At 69.1% G+C, this 22719-nt stretch carries 14 protein-coding genes; 6 read left to right on the top strand and 8 right to left on the bottom strand.

Annotated features, from left to right (window positions below; translation table 11 throughout):
* Positions 1-29: 29 nt before the first annotated feature.
* Positions 30-2834 carry an ABC transporter substrate-binding protein gene (locus ACFXJL_RS01365; protein WP_384688281.1) on the bottom strand — a complete coding sequence of 935 codons (2805 nt, stop codon included), beginning with the start codon at positions 2832-2834 and terminating at the stop codon, positions 30-32.
* 407 nt (positions 2835-3241) lie between these two features.
* Here ACFXJL_RS01365 and ACFXJL_RS01360 point away from each other — a divergent pair, with 407 nt between their 5' ends.
* From ACFXJL_RS01360 to ACFXJL_RS01345, 4 genes are all read left to right on the top strand, one after another.
* On the top strand, positions 3242-4141 hold the full coding sequence (locus tag ACFXJL_RS01360; RefSeq protein WP_384688278.1) for an NAD(P)-dependent oxidoreductase: 900 nt from the start codon (positions 3242-3244) through the stop codon (positions 4139-4141).
* Between the two features lie 94 nt (positions 4142-4235).
* Entirely contained in the window at positions 4236-4628 is a 393-nt protein-coding gene (locus ACFXJL_RS01355) for a MerR family transcriptional regulator (RefSeq protein ID WP_358880509.1), read from the top strand.
* 2 nt (positions 4629-4630) lie between these two features.
* Positions 4631-4978, top strand: a complete 348-nt coding sequence (gene trxA / locus ACFXJL_RS01350) for a thioredoxin (RefSeq protein WP_384689096.1) — start codon at positions 4631-4633, stop codon at positions 4976-4978.
* A gap of 222 nt (positions 4979-5200) precedes the next feature.
* On the top strand, positions 5201-7450 hold the full coding sequence (locus ACFXJL_RS01345; RefSeq protein ID WP_384688275.1) for a HelD family protein: 2250 nt from the start codon (positions 5201-5203) through the stop codon (positions 7448-7450).
* 64 nt (positions 7451-7514) lie between these two features.
* Here ACFXJL_RS01345 and glgB read toward each other — a convergent pair whose 3' ends face one another.
* The 4 genes from glgB to ACFXJL_RS01325 form a co-directional block, all read right to left on the bottom strand.
* Complete coding sequence (gene glgB, locus ACFXJL_RS01340) at positions 7515-9674, bottom strand: 1,4-alpha-glucan branching enzyme (RefSeq protein ID WP_384689093.1); 2160 nt, start codon at positions 9672-9674, stop codon at positions 7515-7517.
* 288 nt (positions 9675-9962) lie between these two features.
* Positions 9963-11438 (bottom strand): maltokinase, encoded by a 1476-nt coding sequence (locus tag ACFXJL_RS01335; protein ID WP_358880506.1) that lies wholly within the window; start codon positions 11436-11438, stop codon positions 9963-9965.
* 576 nt (positions 11439-12014) lie between these two features.
* A complete protein-coding gene (gene treS, locus ACFXJL_RS01330) occupies positions 12015-13754 on the bottom strand; it encodes a maltose alpha-D-glucosyltransferase (protein WP_358880505.1) in 1740 nt (579 codons plus the stop codon).
* Positions 13751-15739 (bottom strand): alpha-1,4-glucan--maltose-1-phosphate maltosyltransferase, encoded by a 1989-nt coding sequence (locus ACFXJL_RS01325; protein ID WP_384688270.1) that lies wholly within the window; start codon positions 15737-15739, stop codon positions 13751-13753. Before ACFXJL_RS01325 ends, treS begins: the two co-directional genes overlap by 4 nt.
* Before the next feature lie 548 nt (positions 15740-16287).
* Here ACFXJL_RS01325 and glgP point away from each other — a divergent pair.
* Complete coding sequence (gene glgP / locus ACFXJL_RS01320; RefSeq protein ID WP_384688267.1) at positions 16288-18984, top strand: alpha-glucan family phosphorylase; 2697 nt, start codon at positions 16288-16290, stop codon at positions 18982-18984.
* Between the two features lie 182 nt (positions 18985-19166).
* Here the strand turns inward: glgP and ACFXJL_RS01315 are convergent, their stop codons facing one another.
* The 3 genes from ACFXJL_RS01315 to ACFXJL_RS01305 form a co-directional block, all read right to left on the bottom strand.
* Entirely contained in the window at positions 19167-19514 is a 348-nt protein-coding gene (locus ACFXJL_RS01315; protein ID WP_384689090.1) for a DUF6086 family protein, read from the bottom strand.
* A 186-nt stretch (positions 19515-19700) separates the two neighbouring features.
* Positions 19701-20243 carry a hypothetical protein gene (locus ACFXJL_RS01310; RefSeq protein WP_384688264.1) on the bottom strand — a complete coding sequence of 181 codons (543 nt, stop codon included), beginning with the start codon at positions 20241-20243 and terminating at the stop codon, positions 19701-19703.
* A gap of 75 nt (positions 20244-20318) precedes the next feature.
* Positions 20319-21059 (bottom strand): SMI1/KNR4 family protein, encoded by a 741-nt coding sequence (locus ACFXJL_RS01305; protein WP_384688261.1) that lies wholly within the window; start codon positions 21057-21059, stop codon positions 20319-20321.
* Positions 21060-21348: 289 nt separating this feature from the next.
* Here ACFXJL_RS01305 and ACFXJL_RS01300 point away from each other — a divergent pair, with 289 nt between their 5' ends.
* Positions 21349-22692 (top strand): hypothetical protein, encoded by a 1344-nt coding sequence (locus ACFXJL_RS01300; protein WP_384688259.1) that lies wholly within the window; start codon positions 21349-21351, stop codon positions 22690-22692.
* Positions 22693-22719: the final 27 nt, after the last annotated feature.

Raw genomic sequence — 22719 nt, 5'->3', positions numbered from 1 at the left:
CGCACTTCATCCCACTCGGGCGCCGGACCTCACTCGGGTCCGCTGATCGTGCACTCCCCTTGGGTGAGCGGTGTCGCATCACCGGCGACCCGACTGCACAGCACCTTCAGCTGCGGTGTTCCGTCGGCCGAGCTCCGTACCTCCTTCAGTGCGACGCTGTGCCCGCTGCGGTCCCCGTACAGCGGGGCGCCGGTGAAGTCGATCGTGCCGGTGGCCATCCCGCTGAGCTTGACCGTGCGGAGGTTCACCCAGGTCGCGGCCCGGTTGGGGTCTCCGTCACGGGTGGCAGCCCAGTACAGGGCCCGGGTCGCGTCATGGGCCAGCGCGGTCTGGCCGCTGGACAGGGCCGCGGTCTTGTAGGACGGCTTGCTGCCCAGCCCCGGCAGATACCTTCCCGCGTCCTTGTAGAAGGACGTCATCGACGCCGCCTTCTCCAACTCGGCCAGGGCGGCGTGGTAGAGCGTCACCTTGGGGGCCACTCCGTCCGTGCCCTGGGTGAACTTGGCCTTCGACAGGTCGTCACCGGTGAGGATGGAGATGTCGCGCTGGGCACAGATCGGCGAGGTCCCCAGCAGGTCCATCATGGGCCCGATGTCCTCCACCCGACCGGCGAAGTAGATCACCGAAGGCACATCAGGGCCCTTGCAGAACGCGTCCACGGGGCCCCGCATCACCGGCTTGCCCTGGTCCAACTCGTACCGCAACTCCGGGAGCATGGTGAAGCCCTTCTGACGCAGCATCTGCGCCCCGTACTTCGCCTGTTCATCGGTGTAGAGGTCATCCGAGTCACTGGTGTCACGGGCCAGCACCAGCGCGTGCTGGATCTGGCCTGGGGCCCGCAACTGAGCTGCCACCAGGCCCAGTTGCTGCACCTGCCACTCGTCGGTGGCGGCCAGACTGAACCAGTTGGCGAACTGCTGCGGCAGATAGGTCGCCGAGTTGGTGCCCGACACCACGGGCAGCCCCGCGTCCCGCAGCGTCTTGTTGGTCTCCGTACTGGTCTTCAGATCGCGCCCGGTGCCGATGACCCCGACCACGGACGGGTCCTCGGCGGCATAGGCGGCGATGGTCTTGGCCATGTCCTTCTGATGGCGCAGATCCACTCCGCCGTTGGCGATCAGGACCCGTAGCTTCACGGGGTACGTGTCATTGATGACCTGCTGCGCCAGATGGACGCCCGCCAGTTCCTCGATGCCTTTCACCGGTGACGAGCCACCGTCCTCGTCATAGCTGAGAGGGCCCGCGTAGATGACGGTGAGGTAGTCCTTGCCGTGCTTGTCGAGGACCTTGCGGTTCTGCTCGGCGATGCGATTCTCCAGCCACGGCAGGGTCCAGGGCGCACCGGCCTTGTGTTCGGACGCCTTCCCGTCCGGCAGCCAGTCGGTGAACCGCACATCGCCCGTCGCGACTCCTATGCACTCCGTCGGATCGTCGTCCACCTTCTTGCGTTCGGTGTCCCGGTTGGCGGTCAGCACCGAGGCCGAGCAGTACCGGTCCTGGAGGTCGTCAGCCCTGACCCACAGCCCTGCCGCGACCAGCAGCAGTACCAGGACGAGCGCGTGCAGCGACCACACGACCCGGGCGGCCGTGGGCCGGTTGTTCGCCCGTACGCACGGAAGCCGGCCATCGGTGAGCGGCCCGAGCCGCACCCCGGGCAGGGGCACCTTCAACACCCAGGGCAGTTCGGCCAGCTCCCTGCTGGGGGACTGCCCGGCGCGGAGGTTGCGCGTCCACTCCTGGTACCAGATCCACAGCGTCCCACCGGGCTGGGTGATCACACTGCGCTGGAGGCGGGACACCTCGACACCCCGCACAGCGGCGACGATCAGCAGCGGGTCGAGCTCGCTGCGTCGGCTGCGGACATCGCTCACCGCCTTGATGAGCTCGATGCCGCCGTTGTCCGCGCCGGCCTCGGGCAGGAACAGCATGGGCGGGCGATGCCGTTTGAGACCGCGCAGATCCCAACTCCAGCGGCGGTGGTTGTCGCGCAGATCCTCGAACAGGGCCAGCACATAGAGCTGGAGTTGGAAGTCGTCCCCGTCCTGGAGCGCCTCGGCGACGTCCTGTGCACGGGCGGCGATCGCCTTCCAGGAGTGGACCGGTCGTAGGAGCGAGACGTCGGTTGGTCGACCGCGGGATGCCGCCCGCAGGAAGGTCGTGGTCATGAACCATCGGCTCTCCCTGCGCAGCCACAGAAAGATGGGCGCACGGCCGGGGAGCACATTGTCGAGCAGCACCAGTAAGACGAGGAAGCCGATTCCGGATGCCAGCGCCACGGACCAGTGACTGCGGGCGAGCAGTGCTGCCAGGCCCGCGACCAGGCTCGCCGGCAGGATGTGGGCCATGTCGAGTTGGGCGGGCCCGGGGTTCCACCGCCGGGAGCTCTTGGGCCGCCAGCGCTGTTTGGCGAGTTGGTCGAGCAGGCGCTGCGCCGGGTCGGGCCGGCCGAGGCCCCCCGTGGCCGTCTGCCAGCCGGGACCCAGCTCTCCCACGGCGTCCTCGATGGCGCGCACCAACCGCAGCCGTGGGAAGGCGTAGCGTCGATAGACCGAGCGCTGCCCGTCCCATCGCTTGGGGTCGGCGAGGTCCCGGACCAGGGCCGCGGCCTTGCGTACCTCGGTGGGTCCCTCCTGGGTGGTGGGGACGACGGCGCACCGGGTGCCATGGGCGTCCTGCCCGCGGTGCAACTCCTCTACCAGATTGACGACTTGATCGTCGTCGGTGCTGTCCTCCGCGTGCAGCACGACGACGGGCATGGGTGGATCACTGGTGCGGAAGTCCTGGATCAGGACCTCCAGTCTCTTCTGCACCTCGACGCCGGCACCGGTCGACATGCCGAGGTGCCCGCCAGGGCACTTCGGCGGTGGTTCACGATCTCCTTGCGGCACGGCCTACCCCCGTTTGTATGGGCCGGATATGAAGCTAGCGGGCTGTTTCCCGCAGAGCAGGGTGTATCGACCTCCATCCGCTGTGCGTCGGGCGGGCACCAGCCGTATCGGCGTATGGCCACTCCTCTTTCGCGGGCCATCGTCGGACCATGAGAAACACCGACAAAAGGAAATGCCGATCATCGGTCGAATTGCCTGTCCCCGAGGCCGGCTGCCAGTTGCGGGGCGTTGGAGGCCACCGGGCGCCTTCCGGGCTCAGTGGACCCCGTTGACCTGGATGTTTACCTTCTGGTGAGTATCTGACTTTGCAGTCCGTACTTGTCGGTAGGACATCGCCGACCAAGGATGGGGACATGCCTTCCCAAGCCTCCATCCCCACTGCTGTCCCTTCTACTCCCGTCACCGTCATCGGACTCGGCGCCATGGGTCGGGCCCTCGCCGGTGCCCTCGTCAAGGCCGGTCATCCGACCACCGTGTGGAACCGTTCGCCGGGCAAGGCGGATGAGCTGATCGCGCAGGGCGCGGTCCTCGCCGCCACCGCACGGGAAGCGGTCCTCGCCGGCGAGTTGGTCATCGTCTGCGTCGTGGACTACGACGCGGCGGAGGCCATCCTTGACCCATTGGGCGACGTCCTCAAGGGGCGGACGCTGGTCAATCTCACCTCGGATCTTCCGGCGCGCTCCCGGACCGCGGCGCGCTGGGCGCAGGAGCACTCCGTCGACTATCTGGAGGGTGCGGTCATGGTGCCGACCTCGCTCGTCGGCACGCCTGAGGCGCTGCTGTTCTACGCGGGGTCGCGGGAGTCCTTCGAGCGCTATGAGTCCGTGCTGAAGTCGCTGGGCGAGCGGGCCGCGTTCGTCGGCACCGACCCGGGGCTCGCAGCTGTCTACGACCTGTCCCTGCTGGACTTCTTCTACGGCAGCATCACGGGTCTTGTGCATGCGTTCGCGCTGGCCAAGTCCGAGGGAGTGCGCGCCGTTGACCTGGCCCCTTACCTCAACACCATCATCCACATCCTGCCGTTGATGGCGGAGGGTTCGGCCGCCGAGATCGATGCGGGGAGCTACCCGGGCAAGGAGGCCAATCTGGCGATGATGGCCGTGTCGGTCGACCACATCCTGCATGCGGCCCGGGCCCGGGGACTGGACGTCTCGCACCTGGAGGCGATCAAGGCCGTGGCGGACCGCGCGGTCGAACGCGGACACGGGGCTGACGACTGGATGAGCACCATCGAGGCCGTGCTCAACCCCTGAGTGGTCAACCCCTGAGTGGTGGAAACCGGCTCCCCGTGCGTTCGTGTCGGCCGGCTCTTGCCTTGACCTCGACGTCAAGGCATACGGTCGATGCATGCGAATCGGCGAGCTGGCGGAACGCGCCGGGACCACCACCCGTACTCTGCGCTACTACGAATCGCGCGGGCTGCTGCCCGCACGACGTACGGAGAACGGCTACCGCACGTACGACGAGGACGACCTGCGTCTCCTTCGACAGATCCGAACCCTCCAGGACTTCGGGTTCGATCTGGAGGAGACTCGGCCGTTCGTCGAGTGCCTGCGGGCCGGCCATCCGGCCGGGGACTCCTGCCCCGCCTCGCTCGCCGTCTACCGCGCCAAGCTCCGTGAGCTGGACAAGCTCATTGAGGAACTGCGCTTCATCCGTGCCCAGGTGGGTGCGCAGCTCGCCGGGGCCGAGGCGCAACTGATGACCGATGCGCAACCACGGTGTGAATTCGGAGGATGACGATGATTCGAGCAGCGGGAACCGATGTGGTGACGGACGCGGACTTTGACACCACGGTGTTGGGAGCCGATCTGCCGGTCCTGGTGGAGTTCACCGCGGACTGGTGCGGCCCGTGCCACCAATTGGCGCCGGTCCTCAGCGCGGTCGCGAAGGAGGAGGCCGATCGGCTCACGGTGGCACAGATCGATGTGGACACCGATCCGGAGACCGCCATTCGCTATGGCGTGCTGTCCACGCCGACCCTGATGCTGTTCCACCGGGGCCAGGTGGTCACTTCCCTGGTGGGTGCGCGGTCGGGGCGTCAGCTACGCCGTGAGCTTGCCGATGCGCTGCCGGGCGAACGGGGGTAGCCGTCGGACGGCCTCCCGCCGGGCATCCGTCCGGAAGCGGTGATAAAGGGTGTCGAGGGGGCCGGGAAACCAACAGATCCGACACATTCGGCGCATAAAAAAGCCCCGACCGTTGATATTGGCGGACGGGGTAATTCTCGACGTATATTGAGTGGTTCCTTGCCCATGGAAAACATGGGGAAGGTGAATCAATGACCACAGCATATCGCGTCGGGAGCTGAATTGTCAACCGAGGAATTGCAGCGCGAACAGCAATTCATCGACCTCCTGCAGGAGCGCATCACCGCGCTCCGGCAGGAGGCCGAAGCCATGCTGCGAGCCACGATCGGGCAGCTCAGCACCCATGTACAGACCAGAGTCGAACGCGAGGCGAGCATCGCCGAGCAATCGGCGGACCTCGCCGCACTCAATGCGGTGGAATCCGGTCTCTGTTTCGGTCGCATCGATCTTCGCGACGGCTCCAGCCATCACATCGGCCGCATCGGAATCCGCCGCGACGACCACGAACGCACTCCGCTCCTCATCGACTGGCGCGCCCCCGTGGCCCGCCCCTTCTACCTCGCCACCGGATATGAGCCCATGGGCTTGCGCCGGCGGCGCCACATCACCACCATGGGAAGCACCGTCACCGCGCTCCACGACGAGATCCTCGACCTCACCGACACCACCCGCAGTGGGTACGAGGACCACGACGGCGACTCCGTACTCCTGGCGGCGCTCGGGGCGGCGCGCACCGGACGGATGGCGGACATCGTCCAGACCATCCAGGCCGAACAGGACCGGATCATCCGCGCGCCCCGGCAGCAGATCCTCGTCGTCGAAGGTGGCCCCGGCACCGGGAAGACCGCGGTCGCACTCCATCGCGCCGCGTATCTGCTGTACGCCCACCGCGAGCAACTCGCCCGCCGTGCCGTCCTGATCGTCGGACCGAACCCCGCCTTCCTCGGGTACATCGGCGAAGTGCTGCCTTCACTCGGCGAGACGGGCGTCCTGCTGGCCACTCCGGGAGAACTGTTCCCCGGCGTCCGCGCCACCGGTACGGACACCCCCGCAGCCGCCGAGGTCAAGGGCCGGATCACCATGGCGGAGGTGCTCGCCCAGGTGCTGCGCGAGCGGCAGGCCCTCCCCGAGACCCTGCCCGGCGTCGACTTCGAGGCCGAGGGACGGGTGCCGGAGCCGGCCCTGGAGATCGACCACAGCGAGTACGGAATCCTGCTGCTGGGCCGGGAGATGGCGTACGAGGCCCGGGACCGGGCCCGCGCCACCGGACTGCCGCACAATCTGGCCCGCCCCCACTTCGCCTTCCGCATCATCGACGCACTGACCGAACAACTCGCCGACCGGCTCGGCGCCGACCCCTACGGAGGGCCGAATCTGCTCGGGCCCGACGACCTCGCCCAACTCGGCAAGGAGATCGCCACGAGCGCCGAGGTGCACCGGGCCATCGACCTGCTGTGGCCGGCACTGAGTCCCTACGAGTTGGTCGCCGACTTCCTCGCCGAACCGGGCGCCCATCTACCACCTGAGGAAGCCGAGTTGATCCGGCGAACGGGCGGTGACTGGACGACAGCCGATGTGCCGCTGCTGGACGAGGCCGCCGAACTGCTCGGCGTCGACGACAGCGCCGAGCGGGCCGCCGCGGAGGCGGAGCGGCTGGAGCGGATCGCCTATGCGCAGGGCGTGCTCGACCTCTCCGCGGGTTCCAAGACCTACGAGTTCGAGGACGAGGAGTCCGAGGTCCTCGCCGCCCACGACATCATCGACGCCGAACGGATGGCCGAGCGCCATGAGGAGGAGGACCACCGCAGCGCCGCGGAACGGGCCGCCGCCGACCGCACCTGGGCGTTCGGGCACATCATCGTCGACGAGGCGCAGGAGCTGTCCGCGATGGCCTGGCGGTTGCTGATGCGTCGCTGCCCCGCCCGGTCGATGACGCTCGTGGGCGATCCGGCCCAGACCGGCGACATCGCGGGAGTGGGATCGTGGCGCGCCATCCTGGAGCCGTACGTGGGCGACCGCTGGCAGCACGCCCGGCTGGGCGTCAACTACCGTACGCCCGCCGAGATCATGGAGCTGGCCGCAAGGGTCCGTCGCGCCTCCTACCCCGAGTTCGAGCCGCCCCGCTCGGTCCGCTCCACGGGAGTGCCGCCGTGGATCCGGCGGGTCTCGGACGGAGAACTGTCCGCTGCCGTACTGGCGGCCGTGGCCCGGGAGCGACCGGAGGAGGGCCGGCTCGCGGTGATCGCCCCGCGTCAGCTCCACGGCCGATGGGAGTCCATCGGCGGTCCGGTGGACCTCACCCGCTCGGTCGTCCTGCTGGACCCGCGGCAGGCGAAGGGGCTGGAGTTCGACACCGTGATCGTCGTCGAGCCGGCGCTGTTCACCGACAGCGACCTGTATGTGGCCCTCACCCGGGCGACCCAGCGCCTGGGCGTGCTCCACAGCCGCGACCTCCCGGATGGCCTGGTCTGAGGAGGCCGCCAGCCGGTCCACGGCCCCGGAATCCGGGGCCGTGGGAGCACTCGGATCACCGAGGTCACTCGGGGCGCAACCACACCGTCGCCAACGGCGGCAGGGTCACTTCGAGGCTCATCGGACGGCCGTGGGCGCCGATCGGCTGCGCTTTGCGGGGGTCCGGGCTCACCACCCCGCCACCGCCGTAGAGCGCCGCGTCCGTGTTCAGCACCTCCACCCAGGCGGCGAACTCCTCCGGCACCCCGAGCCGGTAGTCGTGGCGCACCACGGGGGAGAAGTTGCTGACCGCGAGCAGGGGTTCGCCCGCGGTGTCGTAGCGGAGGAACGCGAACACGTTGTCGTCGGCCGCATTGCCCTCCACCCAGGCGAAGCCGCCGGGGTCGGTGTCCCGCTCCCACAGCGCGGGAAGCGCCGCGTACACGGCGTTCAGATCGCGCACCAGCAGCCGTACCCCGCGGTGGTCGGCCTCGGCCGCGTAGGAGGGGTCCAGCAGCCACCAGTCCGGGCCGTGGCCCTCGGACCACTCCGCGCCCTGTGCGAACTCCTGTCCCATGAAGAGCAGTTGCTTGCCGGGATGGGCCCACATGAAGCCGAGGTAGGCGCGGTGGTTGGCGCGCTGCTGCCACCAGTCGCCCGGCATCTTGCTCACCAGCGACCGCTTGCCGTGCACCACCTCGTCGTGCGAGATCGGCAGGACGTAGTTCTCGCTGTACGCGTACACCATCGAGAAGGTCATCTCATGGTGGTGGAACTTGCGGTGCACCGGCTCATGACCCACGTAGCCCAGCGAATCGTGCATCCACCCCATGTTCCACTTCAGTCCGAAGCCGAGCCCGCCGAAGCCGCCGGGCCCCACATGGTGGGTCGCCCGGGTCACCCCGTCCCAGGCGGTGGACTCCTCCGCGATCGTCACCACGCCCGGGCAGCGCCGGTAGACGGTGGCGTTCATCTCCTGGAGGAAGGCGACGGCGTCGAGGTTCTCCCGCCCGCCGTGCTCGTTGGGTGACCACTGGCCCGGACCGCGTGAGTAGTCGAGGTAGAGCATGGAGGCGACGGCGTCCACCCGGATGCCGTCGATGTGGAACTGTTCGCACCAGTACACGGCGTTGGCGACCAGGAAGTTGCGGACCTCCTTGCGCCCGTAGTCGAACTCCAACGTGCCCCAGTCGGGGTGGGCGGCCCGGGCGGGGTCGGGATGCTCATAGAGCGGTCGGCCGTCGAAATCGGCCAACGCCCAGTCGTCCCGGGGGAAGTGCGCGGGCACCCAGTCCATGATCACGCCGATGCCGGCGCGATGCAGTGCGTCGACGAGGTGCCGGAAGTCGTCGGGGGAGCCCATGCGGGAGGTGGGCGCGTAGAAGCCGGTGACCTGATAGCCCCACGATCCGCCGAAGGGGTGCTCGGACACCGGCATGAACTCCACGTGCGTGAAGCCGAGGTCCTTCACGTAGCGCGGTAGTTGATCGGCCAGCTGACGATAGGTCAGGCCAGGTCGCCAGGAGGGCAGATGGAGCTCGTAGACCGACAGCGGGGACTCGTGCACGGGGCGATCGCCCCGATGGGCCATCCACTCCTCGTCCCGCCACACGTGGTGGGACTCGGTGATCACGGACGCGGTGGCCGGCGGGACCTCGGCCTGTCGGGCCATCGGGTCCGCCCGTACGGTCGAGGAGCCGTCGGGGCGCATGATCCGGAACTTGTACAGCGCCCCCGCGCCGACCCCCGGTACGAAGAGTTCCCACACTCCCGTCGCACCGAGCGACCGCATCGGGTGCCCGGTGCCGTCCCAGTAGGAGAAGTCGCCGAGCACCTGCACCCCGCGGGCGTTGGGGGCCCAGACGGTGAACCGGGTGCCGCTGACCCCCTCGTGGACCATCGGATGAGCGCCCAGGGCCCGCCACAACTCCTCGTGCCTGCCCTCCCCGATGAGATGGAGGTCGAGATCTCCGAGCGCGGGCAGGAACCGGTACGGGTCGTGGACCTCGACCTCCTGCTCCCCGCCCTCGGCGGCATAGGTCACCAGCAGTCGGTAGTCGGGGGCCGTCCGCATGGGGAGCACCCCCGAGAACAGTCCGTCCCCGTCCGCGGACAGCTTCGCCCGCAGCCCCTTGGCGATCACGGTCACCGTCTTCGCGTACGGCCGCAGCACCCGCAACTCGACGCCGGACCGCCCGACCCTCGCCCCGAGGAGAGCGTGCGGGTCGTGGTGGCCGCCGCTCAGGAGCCGTTCCCGGTCCTCGGGGGCGAGTTCTCTGGCCGCCCCGACACCGCGGCTGGCGCCCGATGACCGTGCCCCCGGAGCCGTGTTCCCCTTCCTGGCCTTGGTCTTCGCCTCCCGGGCCGATCTGGCGGTGGCTGCGGCGGTCGGCTCGGTCGGGGACGGGGACTTGCGCGACGGGGGGCGGGCGGTCACGGGGATGGGCCTCCTTGGCCGGATGGAGAGGGAGATCTGCTTGCGGGTGAGGGGAGGGAAGATTTGCGGGTGAGGGGAGGGAGGGCGGGGGAGGGGTTAGGCGAGGGCGGCGAGACGTTCGATCGCGGCCATCGGCACCGGCAGCCAGCCCGGTCGGTGGCGGGCCTCGTACACCACCTCGTACACCGCCTTGTCCGTTTCATAGGCGCGCAGCAGTTCGGGCTCGGCCCGTGGGTCGTCGCCCGAGCCCGCGGCGTACCCCTCGCAGTAGGCGTCCCGGCACTGCTCGGCCCAGGCGGGGTTCCAGGGGCTGTGGGAGCGGGCTGCGTAGTCGAAGGAACGCAGCATGCCGGCGATGTCCCGGACCGGGGGCTGGGGGCTGCGGCGTTCGCCGAGCGGGCGGGCGGGCTCCCCTTCGAAGTCGATCACCGACCAGTGGCCGGCCGCGGCGGCACCGGTCCGCGGGTGGGCCAGCTGCCCGGTGGAGGCCAGCGGTGCGCTCGGGGGCGCACCCGCCGAGGCGGGTGCGGCCCGGCCGCCGCGCTCCGCGCTCTGGTAGAGGGCCTGGCCCAGATGGAGATCGCCGTGCACCCGTTGGGCCCGCCAGGTGCGACCGCCCCGGCCGAGTGCCGCGACCGCGTCGAAGGCCGTGGCAAGGCGGGGGGCGTAGGGCAGCAGGGCGGGGACCGCCCGGGCCGCCTCGTTCAGACGTCGGCGCATCGCCCTGGCCAGGTGCTCGGTGTGCTCGTGGCGCAGTAGTACGGTCGGCAGGGCTTCGGCGAGCGCGGTGTGCACCTCGGCGGTCACCAGACCGAGCGCCCGGGCCTCGTCGGTGAACGGCCGTCCCGCAGCCAGCGCGTCGAGCGCGAGCCGCCAGCCGTCGTGGGAGCCGCGCAGATAGGGCTGGAGCACCCCGAGGGTGTGGGGTTGCGCTGCGGTGGACTCGTACCAGGCGACCGGTACGGGGACCCGTCCACAGCCCGCCCTGGCCAGGGCGAGGGGCAGCTCCAGATCGGGGTTGGGTCCGGTCTGGACGCGTCGGAACACCTTGAGGATGTAGTCGTCCCCGTAGATCAGTGAGGAGTTGGACTGCTCGGCGTCCAGCGGCCGTGCGGTGAGGCCGCCGGGGACGGCGGGGGCCCGGTCGAATCGGGAGAACCGCAGGGTTCCGAGGGTGCCGGGGGTGCGCAGCCGCTCCAGGACCAGTTCGGCGAGTCGGGGGTCGTGCAACCCCTCGTAGACCGTCCGTCCGGCCAGCGGCCCATCCGTCGGGCGGCCGATCAGAGCGGGGGCGAGCCGCGGTGGCAGTACGTCCCGCACCCCGAGCAGCAGTTGGTAGCAGTCCTTGGCGCCGGCTGGCAGCCCCGGTTGTTCGACCTCCACGAGCAGGTGTACGAGTCCCGCGCCGGGCCCGGTCAGCGGAAGCAGCTCGGTCGCGCAGACGAGTGAGACACCGGTGACGGGATGGCCCTTTCCGGCGAACCAGCGCTGGCAGGGCAGCCAGTCGAGCAGGAGCGGCACGAGCGAGGGGAGGAGCGCCACAGGAGTACGAGTGGATGCAGCCTCCGCCATGGAATCGCGCCCTTTCCCCGATTTGTGCGGTCCGCACACTTTTCGCACTTAATGAGGAAAGTGTCCAGGATCAGGGCGTTGACTGTCCGGCGGCACGCGGGGATGAGCGGCAGAGTGCCCGACCAGGGGCCGGGGAATCCGCTCGGCAGGCGGTACGGGAGGAGGGCCGGCCCGGCAGCCGATGCGCTGTTGCCATGCTGCTGGGTGTGGCGTGGAGGCGGGGCGCCGCGGACCCCTGGCGCGATGGACCGGTGGTGCGACGGCTGGCGTCGCCTCGGACACCGGGGGGTGTCGGCGCAGGCCCGACGGCGTACGGCGGTTTAAAGCGGCGGCTCGGACCTTGTCGGACCTGATCGGACTTGATCGGACACACGGTCGTACGGCCGAACGCCGGGAGCCGAGGGTTTCCCAGGGCGCGGAAGATCGTCGAAGCTAGAAGCTAGAAGCTAGAAGCTAGAAGCTAGAAGCTCGGGACTCGGGACGCAGGGCTCGGACCCGGGGGCGGGAAGGTCCAGGGACGGTAGGCCGGCCAGGCCCGTGGGCATTCGGCCGTGGGGGACCCACCGTCCCCTCGGGTCAGACGGCCGCCGGGGCCGCCGTCACCGTCCGCTCTGCGGTGACCGTGTCTTTTCTGAGCCGGAACCAGTAGAACCCGTGCCCGCCCAGGGTCAGCAGATAGGGCCACTGGCCGACCGAGGGGAAGCGCACCCCGCCGATCAGCTCGACCGGATGCCGTCCCTCGAACTCCCGCAGGTCCAGCTCCGTCGGCTGGGCGAACCGCGAGAAGTTGTGGACGCACATCACCAGGTCGTCCTGGTACTCCCGGGTAAAGGCCAGTACCGCCGGATTGGACGACGGCAGTTCGGTGTAGGAGCCGAGACCGAAGGCGGGGTTCTGCTTGCGGATCTCGATCATCCGTCGGGTCCAGTGCAGCAGCGACGACGGGCTGCTCATCGACGCCTCGACATTGGTGACCTGGTAGCCGTAGACGGGGTCCATGATGGTGGGCAGGTACAGGCGTCCCGGGTCGCAGGACGAGAAGCCCGCGTTCCGGTCGGGTGTCCACTGCATGGGGGTGCGTACCGCGTCCCGGTCGCCGAGCCAGATGTTGTCGCCCATCCCGATCTCGTCGCCGTAGTAGAGGATCGGCGATCCGGGCAGGGAGAGCAGCAGGGCGGTGAACAGTTCGATCTGGTTGCGGTCGTTGTCCAGCAGGGTGGCGAGCCGACGGCGGATGCCGATGTTGGCCCGCATCCGCGGGTCCTTCGCGTACTCGGCGTACATGTAGTCGCGCTCTTCGTCCGACACCATTTCGAGGGTGAGCTCGTCGTGGTTGCGCAGGAAGATCCCCCACTGACAGGTGGCCGGGATGGCCGGGGTCTTGGCGAGGATCTCCGAGACCGGGTAGCGGGACTCACGGCGCACGGCCATGAAGATCCTCGGCATCACCGGGAAGTGGAAGGCCATGTGGCACTCGTCGCCGCCCTTGGCGTAGTCGCCGAAGTAGTCGACGACGTCCTCCGGCCACTGGTTGGCCTCGGCGAGCAGGACCGTGTCGGGGTAGTGGGCGTCGATCTCCTCGCGCACCCGCTTGAGGAAGGTGTGGGTGGCCGGGAGGTTCTCGCAGTTGGTGCCCTCCTCCTGGTACAGGTAGGGCACCGCGTCCAGCCGGAAGCCGTCGATGCCCAGGTCCAACCAGAACCGCAGGGCCGACACGATCTCCTCCTGGACCGCCGGGTTCTCGTAGTTGAGATCCGGCTGGTGGGAGAAGAAGCGGTGCCAGTAGTACTGCTTGCGCACCGGGTCGAAGGTCCAGTTCGACGATTCGGTGTCGACGAAGATGATCCGGGCGTCCTCGAACTGCTTGTCGTCGTCGGCCCACACGTAGTAGTCGCCGTACGGTCCGTCCGGTTCCGCGCGGGACTGGAGGAACCACTCGTGCTGGTCGCTCGTGTGGTTCATCACGAAGTCGATGATCACGCGCATGCCGCGTTGGTGCGCCGCATCCACGAACTCCACGAAGTCGGCGAGATCACCGAACTCCGGCAGTACGGAGGTGTAGTCGGCCACGTCGTAACCGCCGTCCCGCAGCGGTGACTTGAAGAACGGCGGCAGCCAGAGGCAGTCGACCCCCAGCCACTGGAGGTAGTCGAGTTTGGCGGTGAGGCCCTTGAGGTCGCCCACTCCGTCCCCGTTGCTGTCCTGGAAGGAACGCACGAGGACTTCGTAGAAGACCGCCCGCTTGAACCAGTCGGGATCGCGGTCCTTGGCGGGGGTGTCCTCGAACAGGTCGTGGACGGGTTCGTTGACGATCATGATGTGGGTGACCCTCCGATCGGCGGGGACGGTCGCAGAACAGCGAGGTGCGCGGGCCTGCGGCCCGGCTCTAGGCGCACGTACGAGGCTCTGCCCCAGTGATAGGTCTCGCCGGTGAGCTCGTCGCGCACCGGGGCGGTCTCGTGCCATGCGAGGCCGAGTCGCGGCATGTCCAACGAGACCGTGGCCTCCTGGGTGTGGTGGGGGTCGAGGTTGACCATCACGATCACCGTGTTCGAGCCGGAACGTTTCGAGTAGGCGATCACCGCGTCGTTGTCGGTGTGATGGAAGTGAATGTTCCGCAATTGTTGGAGTGCGGGATTGCGCCGTCTGACCCGGTTGAGCGCGGTGATCAAGGGGGTGATGGTCCGGCCCTCCCGTTCCGCGGTCTCCCAGTCGCGCGGGCGCAACTGGTACTTCTCCGAGTTCAGGTACTCCTCGCTCCCCTCCCGCACCGGAGCGCTCTCGCAGAGTTCGTACCCCGCGTACATCCCCCACGACGGGGACAGGGTCGCCGCCAGCACCGCCCGCGCCTCGAACGCCGGCCGGCCGCCGTGCTGGAGGTGGGCCGGGAGGATGTCCGGGGTGTTGACGAAGAAGTTCGGGCGCATGACCGAAGCGGACTCGCCCGCCAACTCGCTGACGTACTCGGTCAACTCGTGCTTCGACGTGCGCCAGGTGAAGTACGTGTACGACTGCTGGAAGCCCACGGACGCCAGGGCCCGCATCATCGCCGGACGGGTGAACGCCTCGGCGAAGAAGATCACGTCCGGGTCGGTGCCGTTGATGTCCGCGATCACCTGCTCCCAGAAGACGACCGGTTTGGTGTGGGGGTTGTCCACCCGGAAGATGCGCACCCCGCGGTCCATCCAGAAGCGCAGGACCCGGACCGACTCGGCCACCAGACCGGGCATGTCCGCGTCGAAGGAGATGGGATAGATGTCCTGGTACTTCTTCGGCGGGTTCTCCGCGTAGGCGATCGAGCCGTCGGCGCGGTGGCGGAACCACTCGGGGTGTTCGCGCACCCAGGGGTGGTCGGGCGAGCACTGGAGGGCGAAGTCCAGGGCCACTTCGAGGCGCAGTGCCCGGGCCGCGACCATGAAGTGGTCGAAGTCGGCGAGGGTGCCGAGGTCGGGATGGACCGCGTCGTGACCGCCGTCGGGGGAGCCGATCGCCCAGGGGACGCCCACGTCATGGGTGCCGGGGGAGAGGCTGTTGTTGCGACCCTTGCGGAAGGTCGTGCCGATGGGGTGGATGGGCGGCAGATAGACCACGTCGAAGCCCATGGCCGCGATGGCGGGCAGCCGTTCGGCCGCGGTCCTGAAGGTGCCGGACCTGGGAGCCCTGCCCCGGGTGACCTTCGCGCCTTCGGAGCGGGGGAACATCTCGTACCAGGAGCCGTACAGCGCCCTGCGCCGCTCGACGACCAGGGGCAGCGGCTCGGACGTGCTGACCAACTCCCGCAGCGGATGCCGGGCGAGGGCGGCGACGGCGTCCGGGGCGAGCGCCGCGGCGAGTCGGGCGGCTGCGGAGCGCCGGCCGTCGCGCAGTCCGTCCACCGCGGTGAGCACCGCTTCCCTGCCGTCCTTCTTGGGCACTCCACCGGCGGCCCGCTCGTACAGCTGTGCGCCTTCGGCGAGTACGAGGGCGGTGTCGATGCCTGCCGGAATCTTGATCCGGGCCTCCCGCAGCCAACTGGCGACCGGATCGCTCCACGCCTCGACGCAGAAGCTCCAGCGGCCTTCGGACCGCGGGGTGACGCCGGCGCCCCAGCGGTCGGTGCCGGGGGCCAACTCCCGCAGCGGGGTCCACGGCCCGGGACGGCCGCCGGGGTCGCGCAGTACGACATTGGCGGCGACTGCCTCGTGCCCTTCGCGGAACACGGTGGCGCTGACCTGGAAGGTCTCGCCGACGACGGCCTTCGCGGGCCTTTTGCCGCCATCGACTTGGGGACTCACGTCCAGGACGGGGATACGACCGATCATGGGCTCACCTGAGGGCTGTGCGGGCTGGACAGGATGAGAGCTCGGGACATTGCGCTGAATCTATGTAATTCACCAGATTTGCGACTTTGCATGAACTTTCTCGCTATTTGTAGTCCTGGAGCGATCGTCGGCGAGCCGTGGGCCCGGTCGCCCCCGTCCGCGTTCACCCGGTGGGCGGAAGAGTCGGTGCCACCGGCGAGGTGTGGGCACCCCCTCCCTCCGTCAGGCTTCGGACGGCCGTCGCCGGCCGGCCACCCGTGCACCCCTCCTCGGGCTCCGGTCGGAACCGAAGGGGACGACGACCCGCACACGTCCTCCAGCGGGCGGATGCCGGCGCGGGCGCAGAGGGTGAGCCTTTCCGGGTTGGGAGCCGGCAACCGGTCATTTCCCGCCGACCGGGAGCACCGCGGCGCACGCCCGGAGTGACGCTCCAGCACCACCGCCCGCCCCACGGTGAACGGTCCCCCTACCGTCGTTCGGTGACGGACCGACGGCCACACCGTCGTGCGTCCCCTGGGATGCGCACCTCCCCTGCGAAGGTGGGACCCGTGAAGGCCATTCGTCGATTCACCGTCCGCCCAGTCCTCCCCGAGCCCCTCCGCCCCCTCAGCGACCTCGCACGCAATCTGCGCTGGTCCTGGCACACCGAGACCCGTGACCTCTTCCAGGCAGTCGACCCCGAGGGCTGGCAGGCGGCCGGGGGCGACCCTGTGCGGCTGCTCGGCTCCGTGTCCGCAGCCAGACTCACCGAGCTCGCCGGGGACCGGAGGTTCCTGCGCCGGCTGACCGCCACCGCCGACGACCTGGACGACTATCTGCACGGCCGCAGGTGGTACCAGACCCAGAGCCCCGAAGACCCCTACCGCGGCGGCCTCGACCCGGTCACCGGCCGCACCGAGACCCCGTTCCCCCAAGCCGTCGCCTACTTCTCCCCCGAGTTCGGCGTCACCGCCGCCCTTCCCCAGTACTCGGGCGGCCTCGGCATCCTCGCCGGGGACCACCTCAAAGCCGCCAGCGACCTCGGCGTACCGCTGATCGGTGTGGGGCTGCTCTACCGCCACGGATACTTCCGCCAGTCCCTGTCACGGGACGGCTGGCAGTTGGAGCACTATCCCGTGCTCGACCCCAATGAACTCCCCGTCACCCTGTTGCGCGAACCCGACGGCACTCCCGCTCACATCTGCCTCGCCCTGCCCGGCGGACGCTCCCTGCGCGCTCACATCTGGGTCGCCCAGGTCGGCCGCGTACCCCTGCTGATGCTCGACTCGGACGTGGAGGAGAACGCACCCGGCGAACGAGATGTCACCGACCGCCTCTACGGCGGAGGCGGGGAACACCGCCTGTTGCAGGAGATGCTGTTGGGGATCGGTGGTGTGCGGGCCCTACGCCTGTACTGCCGCCTCACCGGACACCCCGCGCCGGAGGTCTTCCACACCAACGAGGGGCACGCCGGGTTCCTCGGCCTCGAACGCATCCGCGAACTCGGCCAGGCCGCCGAAAAGGCGGGCCAGGGACTGGACTTCGACGCAGCCCTGGAAGCCGTGCGCGCCGGAACCGTCTTCACCACTCACACCCCCGTCCCCGCGGGAATCGACCGCTTCGACACCGAACTCATCGCCCGCCACTTCGGCGAGCGCGCCGAACTGCCCACCGTGCCCCTGGACCGCATCCTCGAACTCGGCCAGGAGAGCTACCCGGGCGGCGAGCCGCGCCTGTTCAACATGGCCGTCATGGGACTGCGCCTCGCCCAGCGCGCCAACGGGGTCTCCACACTGCACGGAGCCGTCAGCCGCCAGATGTTCGCCGGACTGTGGCCCGGCTTCGACGACGACGAAGTCCCCATCACCTCCATCACCAACGGGGTCCACGCACCCACCTGGATCGCCCCCCAGGTGCTACGGCTCGCGGTCCGCCGCATCGGCGCAGGCCGAGCGGAGGACGCGCTCTCCTCGGGCGCGTCCGAACGGTGGGACTCCGTCGCCGGCATCCCCGACGCCGATGTGTGGGAACTCCGCCGTGAACTGCGCGAACAACTCGTCGGCGAGGTCCGGGCGCGACTGCGCGCCTCCTGGCGGCAACGCGGCGCCGGCGCGGCCGAACTGGGCTGGGTGGACTCCGTGCTCGACCCCGAGGTGCTGACCATCGGCTTCGCCCGGCGCGTCCCCTCGTACAAGAGACTCACCCTCATGCTGCGCGACCGCGAGAGGCTGCGCGAACTCCTGCTGCACCCCACCCGACCGGTGCAGATCGTCGTCGCGGGCAAGGCCCACCCGGCCGACGACGGCGGCAAGCGCCTGGTCCAGGAACTCGTACGGTTCGCCGACGACCCGCGGGTGCGGCACCGCATCGTCTTCCTCCCGGACTACGGCATGGGCATGGCACAGAAGCTCTACCCGGGCTGTGACGTCTGGCTCAACAACCCACTGCGCCCCCTGGAAGCCTGCGGCACCAGCGGAATGAAGGCCGCGCTCAACGGCGGACTCAACCTGTCCGTCCTCGACGGCTGGTGGGACGAGTGGTACGACTCCGACTTCGGCTGGGCGATCCCCACCGCCGACGGCTCCGCCACCGGCGAGGAACGCCGCGACGACCTGGAGTCCGCAGCGCTCTATGAACTCATCGAGAACCGTGTGGCACCGCTGTTCTACGACCGGAGTCCGGAGGGAGTGCCGCGGCGCTGGACCGAAATGGTCCGCCGCACCCTGGCCGTCCTCGGCCCCAAGGTCCTCGCGGGCCGCATGGTCCGCGAGTACGTGGAGCGGCTCTATGTGCCCGCCGCCCGCGCCCACCGACTGCTCGACACCGACACCGCCCGCGAACTCGCCGACTGGAAGCACCGCATCCGGGGTGCTTGGCCACGCGTCGCGGTCGACCACGTGGAGACGCTGGAGCAGGGCGGCGACGATCGGGACGTGGAACTGGGTGCCACCCTGGTGCTGCGTGCCCGGGTGGCACTGGGCGAACTGCACCCCGAGGACGTGGAGGTCCAGGCGGTGGCCGGCCGGGTCGATGCGGACGACACCATCGGCGAATCCCGCACCTCGCCCCTCAAACCGGTCGGAGGCGGCCCCGACCTGGAGGGCCGCTGGATCTACGAGGGCCCGCTGACCCTGGCCCACACGGGCTCCTTCGGCTACACGGTCCGCGTACTGCCGGCCCACCGCCTCCTGGCGTCCTGCGCGGACCTGGGGCTGGTGGCGTTGCCGATGGAGGTGGTGGGGGAGGCGGGCGTACTCCTGCGCTGACACCGCCGCCCGTCCGCCCGTCCGCCCGGCCGGCCGGCCGGCCGCTCCGCTCTGGTCCGGCCCGGTTCGACGACCGAGCCCGAAGGAGCGCCGGGGACGGCTGGGGTACGGATGCGTACCCTGGCCGTGCGGCCTTCTTGGTGCCGGCTGCCGACTCGACCCCATGTCGCCTCAGCCGGGGCTCAGCCTGCAGGCATACTGGCCGCGACCCACGCACAGCGCTCTTGCCAGTACGGCCGTTCTTCAATGCCCATGCGGTCCGGTGAGCCTCCGGCGCGCACCAAGAGGACCAGACCCACGGTGATCACCCCTTCGAGGAGTTGCCGTAGGGAGTGGTTGTTTGATTCCTCGTGCCTGTCGGCAAGTGTGCTGATGAAGTTCAGAAACAGTTGATGATCGATGGCGCATTCATCATCAATGATGTCCCCGATTCCGGATTCCATCGTGTAGGCGTAAGCAACTACATGGGCCTGATTGATGAAAATCTCGGCCACCCGGTTGGAGGGGTTCCAAACGTCCCGACCAGCGATGGCTACATAGCAACCTATCCGGCCCGCCTCATCCTCATGTCAACTCCTGGATCGTTCTGCTGCCGAGTCGGGAGGGATGCGAAGGACGGGGTCACATTCGCGTGCTTCCCAGCGCCCGCCCGGCTGTGATCGTGCCTGGCCGGTCGTCGCATCCGCAGATTCTGGCTGGTGGCGAGCGGTCTTCTGCTACCAGCTCCGCATGGCTGCCAGTGCTGCCGCCGCCGGATCACGATTCTCCTGGGCAGCACTCACCACGCTGCGCAGGATCTGGCCGACTGCCGTGAAGGTGTTTTCGGACGAGCCTGCCGGATCGAATCCAGCGCGAGTAATTCGGAGAACCCCAGCGGCAAGCGCTCCGACCGATTCGTCCATCAGCCCGACGAGTACGGCTTCAACAAAGTCTCGTGGGAGTCCGGCTATCAGAGGTCGACCAAGCTCGCTCTGACAGTTCGGGGGGCTATGGATCTCCACCAGATCGTCTCCGAACGGAACTTCGAAGGCCGTCACCAATTCCTGAGGTTTCAGGCAAGGAGTGAATTCACCACCCAGGAGAGATCTGGCTGTCACACCGCCGAAGTTTCGGCGTACCTCCACCGTCAGTTGAGTGGGCTGTTCTCCGTAGCATGTTGACGGTGCAAGGCGGCTTCGCCGTTCTGTTGCGAGGTAGGCGCCGGACGGTTCGTCCCTGCGTACGGCAATCCCGCGGACCCCTTCGACGAGGACTGTCACCTATCCATCCCCAAGCCTTGCTCGCTGCCTTGTTGAACCAGCCTCGATACTCCGGCCCCGCGCCCCGCCCCCCATTCAGCCCCCCAACCACCCCAGGAGATCGTCCGTCACCCGGGTGCCGCTCGTGGCGGGGTCGGTGTCGAGGGCTCCGAGGTCCAGGCGGTACACCGAGGTCCGGTCCTTGCCGTGGTGGCGCATGAGGAAGCCCGAGCCGCCGCTGTCGTCGCCGATGAGCACCCAGTGCGGGGCGTACTCGGGCACCTCGTACGTGGTGTTGCGCTCCGCGATCGTGTCCGGCCCGTAGATGTGGACCCCGTTGGGGAGCAGCACCCCCGGTGTCGTCCGCCAGAGCCTGGCCATCGTCGGGTTGGGGCCGTCGCGCAGACCGTTCGCCAGGGCCGTCCGGACGGTGAGGAAGCCGGCGAAGGTGTCGGCGATCTCGTCCTCCTCGCCCGTGAAGTGGTCCCGGCGCACCACCGCGTACTCGTGCTTCGTCGGCCGGTCGAGGGCGAAGGCGTAGCTGTCCCCGCCGTCCGGCTCGTCGTAGAAGGAGAGGCGGTCGCCCCGGAGTCTGCCGGGGGCGGTGAGGGAGTCGTGGGCGTCAGCGTGGTCGGCGGGTGGGATCGTTGCGATTTCCGAGCCGTGGAGGGTGCCCGTCCCATAGGTGGAGAGCCACCAGCGGTAGGAGCCGGGCAGTGTGCCCACGATGGACTCCGCCGCGCGGAGCGCGGGCTCCGGGACGCCTTGGGTCGGCGTGGCCCTGATGACGGGTGATCCTTCGACCAACTGGCGCAGCAGGGTGAGATCGGGCTCCATGGGACGAGTCTGCCAGCCGGTTTGTTGATCCACGGCGGTGCGGGTACGGCTGTCACGTTGGTGCTCCCCGCCAGAGCCCGTGGTCCGCTTCACGTCAACCTGTGTGGTGTACGTGGAGTGTGGGGCGATCGGGAAGTGCTGGCCAGGGGCGAACCATCGGGATTCGGCATCAATCGAAGGTGACTGCTCTGCGGTAGGCGCCCTTGACCTCTGTGAAGGCGCGGTCCTACGGTCCACCCCGCGATCCCGCAAGCCCCGTCTTGTCATGCCCATGCCTTCTGGAGGTTCTGTGAAACTCCGATCCCTCGTCGTCCCGTTCCTCGCCGCAGCCGGGATGCTCGTACCCCTGGCGGTCCCGGCCGCCGCTCAGACGGCGACCGCCTCCCCAACGATCCGGAACGCCGCCTCCCCCGCGGACCGCGCGGTGCTCAGTGAGTCCTTACGCCTGCGCGGCGAGCTCGGCTTCGGAACGCACACCGGCCCGGTGCGTTCCCTCGTCGAGCAGCGGTCCGACACTGCGGACGGGCTGCGCCCGCTCGTCAACGCCTGGGGGTTCATCGGCACCGCCGACGAGGCGGCCGAGATGAAGCGAAGGGACGCACTGGTCGCCGCGGTCGCACCCACCGTCCGCGCGTACGCCCAACGCAACGACTTCGCCGGGCACTTCCTCGACAACCCCAACGGCGGGCGTCTCGTGGTCCAGTTCGCCGGAGCCCTCCCCAGCCAGCAGACCAGGGACCAACTGCTCGATCGTGCCGGGGCCGCGGGCAGTGCCAGGTCCGCTGTGGAGTTCCGCGTCGTCAAGCACTCGTCCGCCCAGCTCACACGGGCGATGAAGGCCCTGTGGGGATCGGTGCGTACGGCGCGGGGCGCCTCCCCGGTGGTGGCCATCGCCGAAGATGTCATCGCCAACCGGCTCAAGGTGACCGTCAGCCCCGGCACCACGATCCGCCCCCTGCGTGCCACCCTCGCAGGGCTCGGCGTGCCCGCGCAGTTCAGCGAGGGCGAAGGCGTCGAGGAGGCGTGCACCTCCCGCAATGTCTGTGACTCGCCCCGCCGCGGCGGCGTGGGCGTGAGCTTCGCAGGAGTGCTGTGTTCCATCGGCTGGGTGGTGAATCGGGCCGGGGTACGCGGAGCCGTGACCGCGGGACACTGCGGTTGGGGCACCAACTCGGGCACGGTCAGTTCGGGTGCGGGCGCCTATGGCTCGCTCACCAACATCAATGCGCTCGCCGCCGGCACCCACGCCGACATGCGATACATCTCCATCCCGAGCGGCGGCCAGCCCTGGCTGTACGAGAGCGCAGCCGTCAAGGCGCGGGTGGTGACCGGTTCGGCGCTCGGCACCATCGGGGCGAGCGCCTGTCTCTTCGGACGCAACTCCGAGAGCGCCCGCTGCGGCACGATCTCCTCCCTCAACGCCAGCCACACCAGCAGCACGTGCGGCTGTGTGGTCTACGGGCAGTCGGCGGCCTCGTACGCCAGCGCGGGTGGTGACAGCGGTGGTGCGATCGCCAGCGGTACCACCGGTTCGACCGCCCGCGGGGTGCACTCCGGCTCCTTCGGCGGTGCCAAGCACTACAGCTGGATCGGGTACACCTCCACGTACAACATGGGAAGTCTGGCCACCTGACCGACGGGCGGAGCACGGTCGTGCCGC

The sequence above is a fragment of the Streptomyces sp. NPDC059256 genome (assembly GCF_042753785.1).
GTDB lineage: Bacteria > Actinomycetota > Actinomycetes > Streptomycetales > Streptomycetaceae > Streptomyces.
Note: the sequence above shows the minus strand (reverse complement) of the source record. Positions and strands in the feature narration are given on the sequence as shown.

Bases quoted from the DNA above. Each gene is read 5' to 3' on its own strand.
- ACFXJL_RS01365 (WP_384688281.1), bottom strand. From the start codon at position 2,834: ATGTCGACCGGTGCCGGCGTCGAGGTGCAGAAGAGACTGGAGGTCCTG.
- ACFXJL_RS01360 (WP_384688278.1), top strand. From the start codon at position 3,242: ATGCCTTCCCAAGCCTCCATCCCCACTGCTGTCCCTTCTACTCCCGTC.
- ACFXJL_RS01355 (WP_358880509.1), top strand. From the start codon at position 4,236: ATGCGAATCGGCGAGCTGGCGGAACGCGCCGGGACCACCACCCGTACT.
- trxA (WP_384689096.1), top strand. From the start codon at position 4,631: ATGATTCGAGCAGCGGGAACCGATGTGGTGACGGACGCGGACTTTGAC.
- ACFXJL_RS01335 (WP_358880506.1), bottom strand. From the start codon at position 11,438: ATGGCGGAGGCTGCATCCACTCGTACTCCTGTGGCGCTCCTCCCCTCG.
- treS (WP_358880505.1), bottom strand. From the start codon at position 13,754: ATGATCGTCAACGAACCCGTCCACGACCTGTTCGAGGACACCCCCGCC.
- ACFXJL_RS01325 (WP_384688270.1), bottom strand. From the start codon at position 15,739: ATGATCGGTCGTATCCCCGTCCTGGACGTGAGTCCCCAAGTCGATGGC.
- ACFXJL_RS01305 (WP_384688261.1), bottom strand. From the start codon at position 21,059: ATGGAGCCCGATCTCACCCTGCTGCGCCAGTTGGTCGAAGGATCACCC.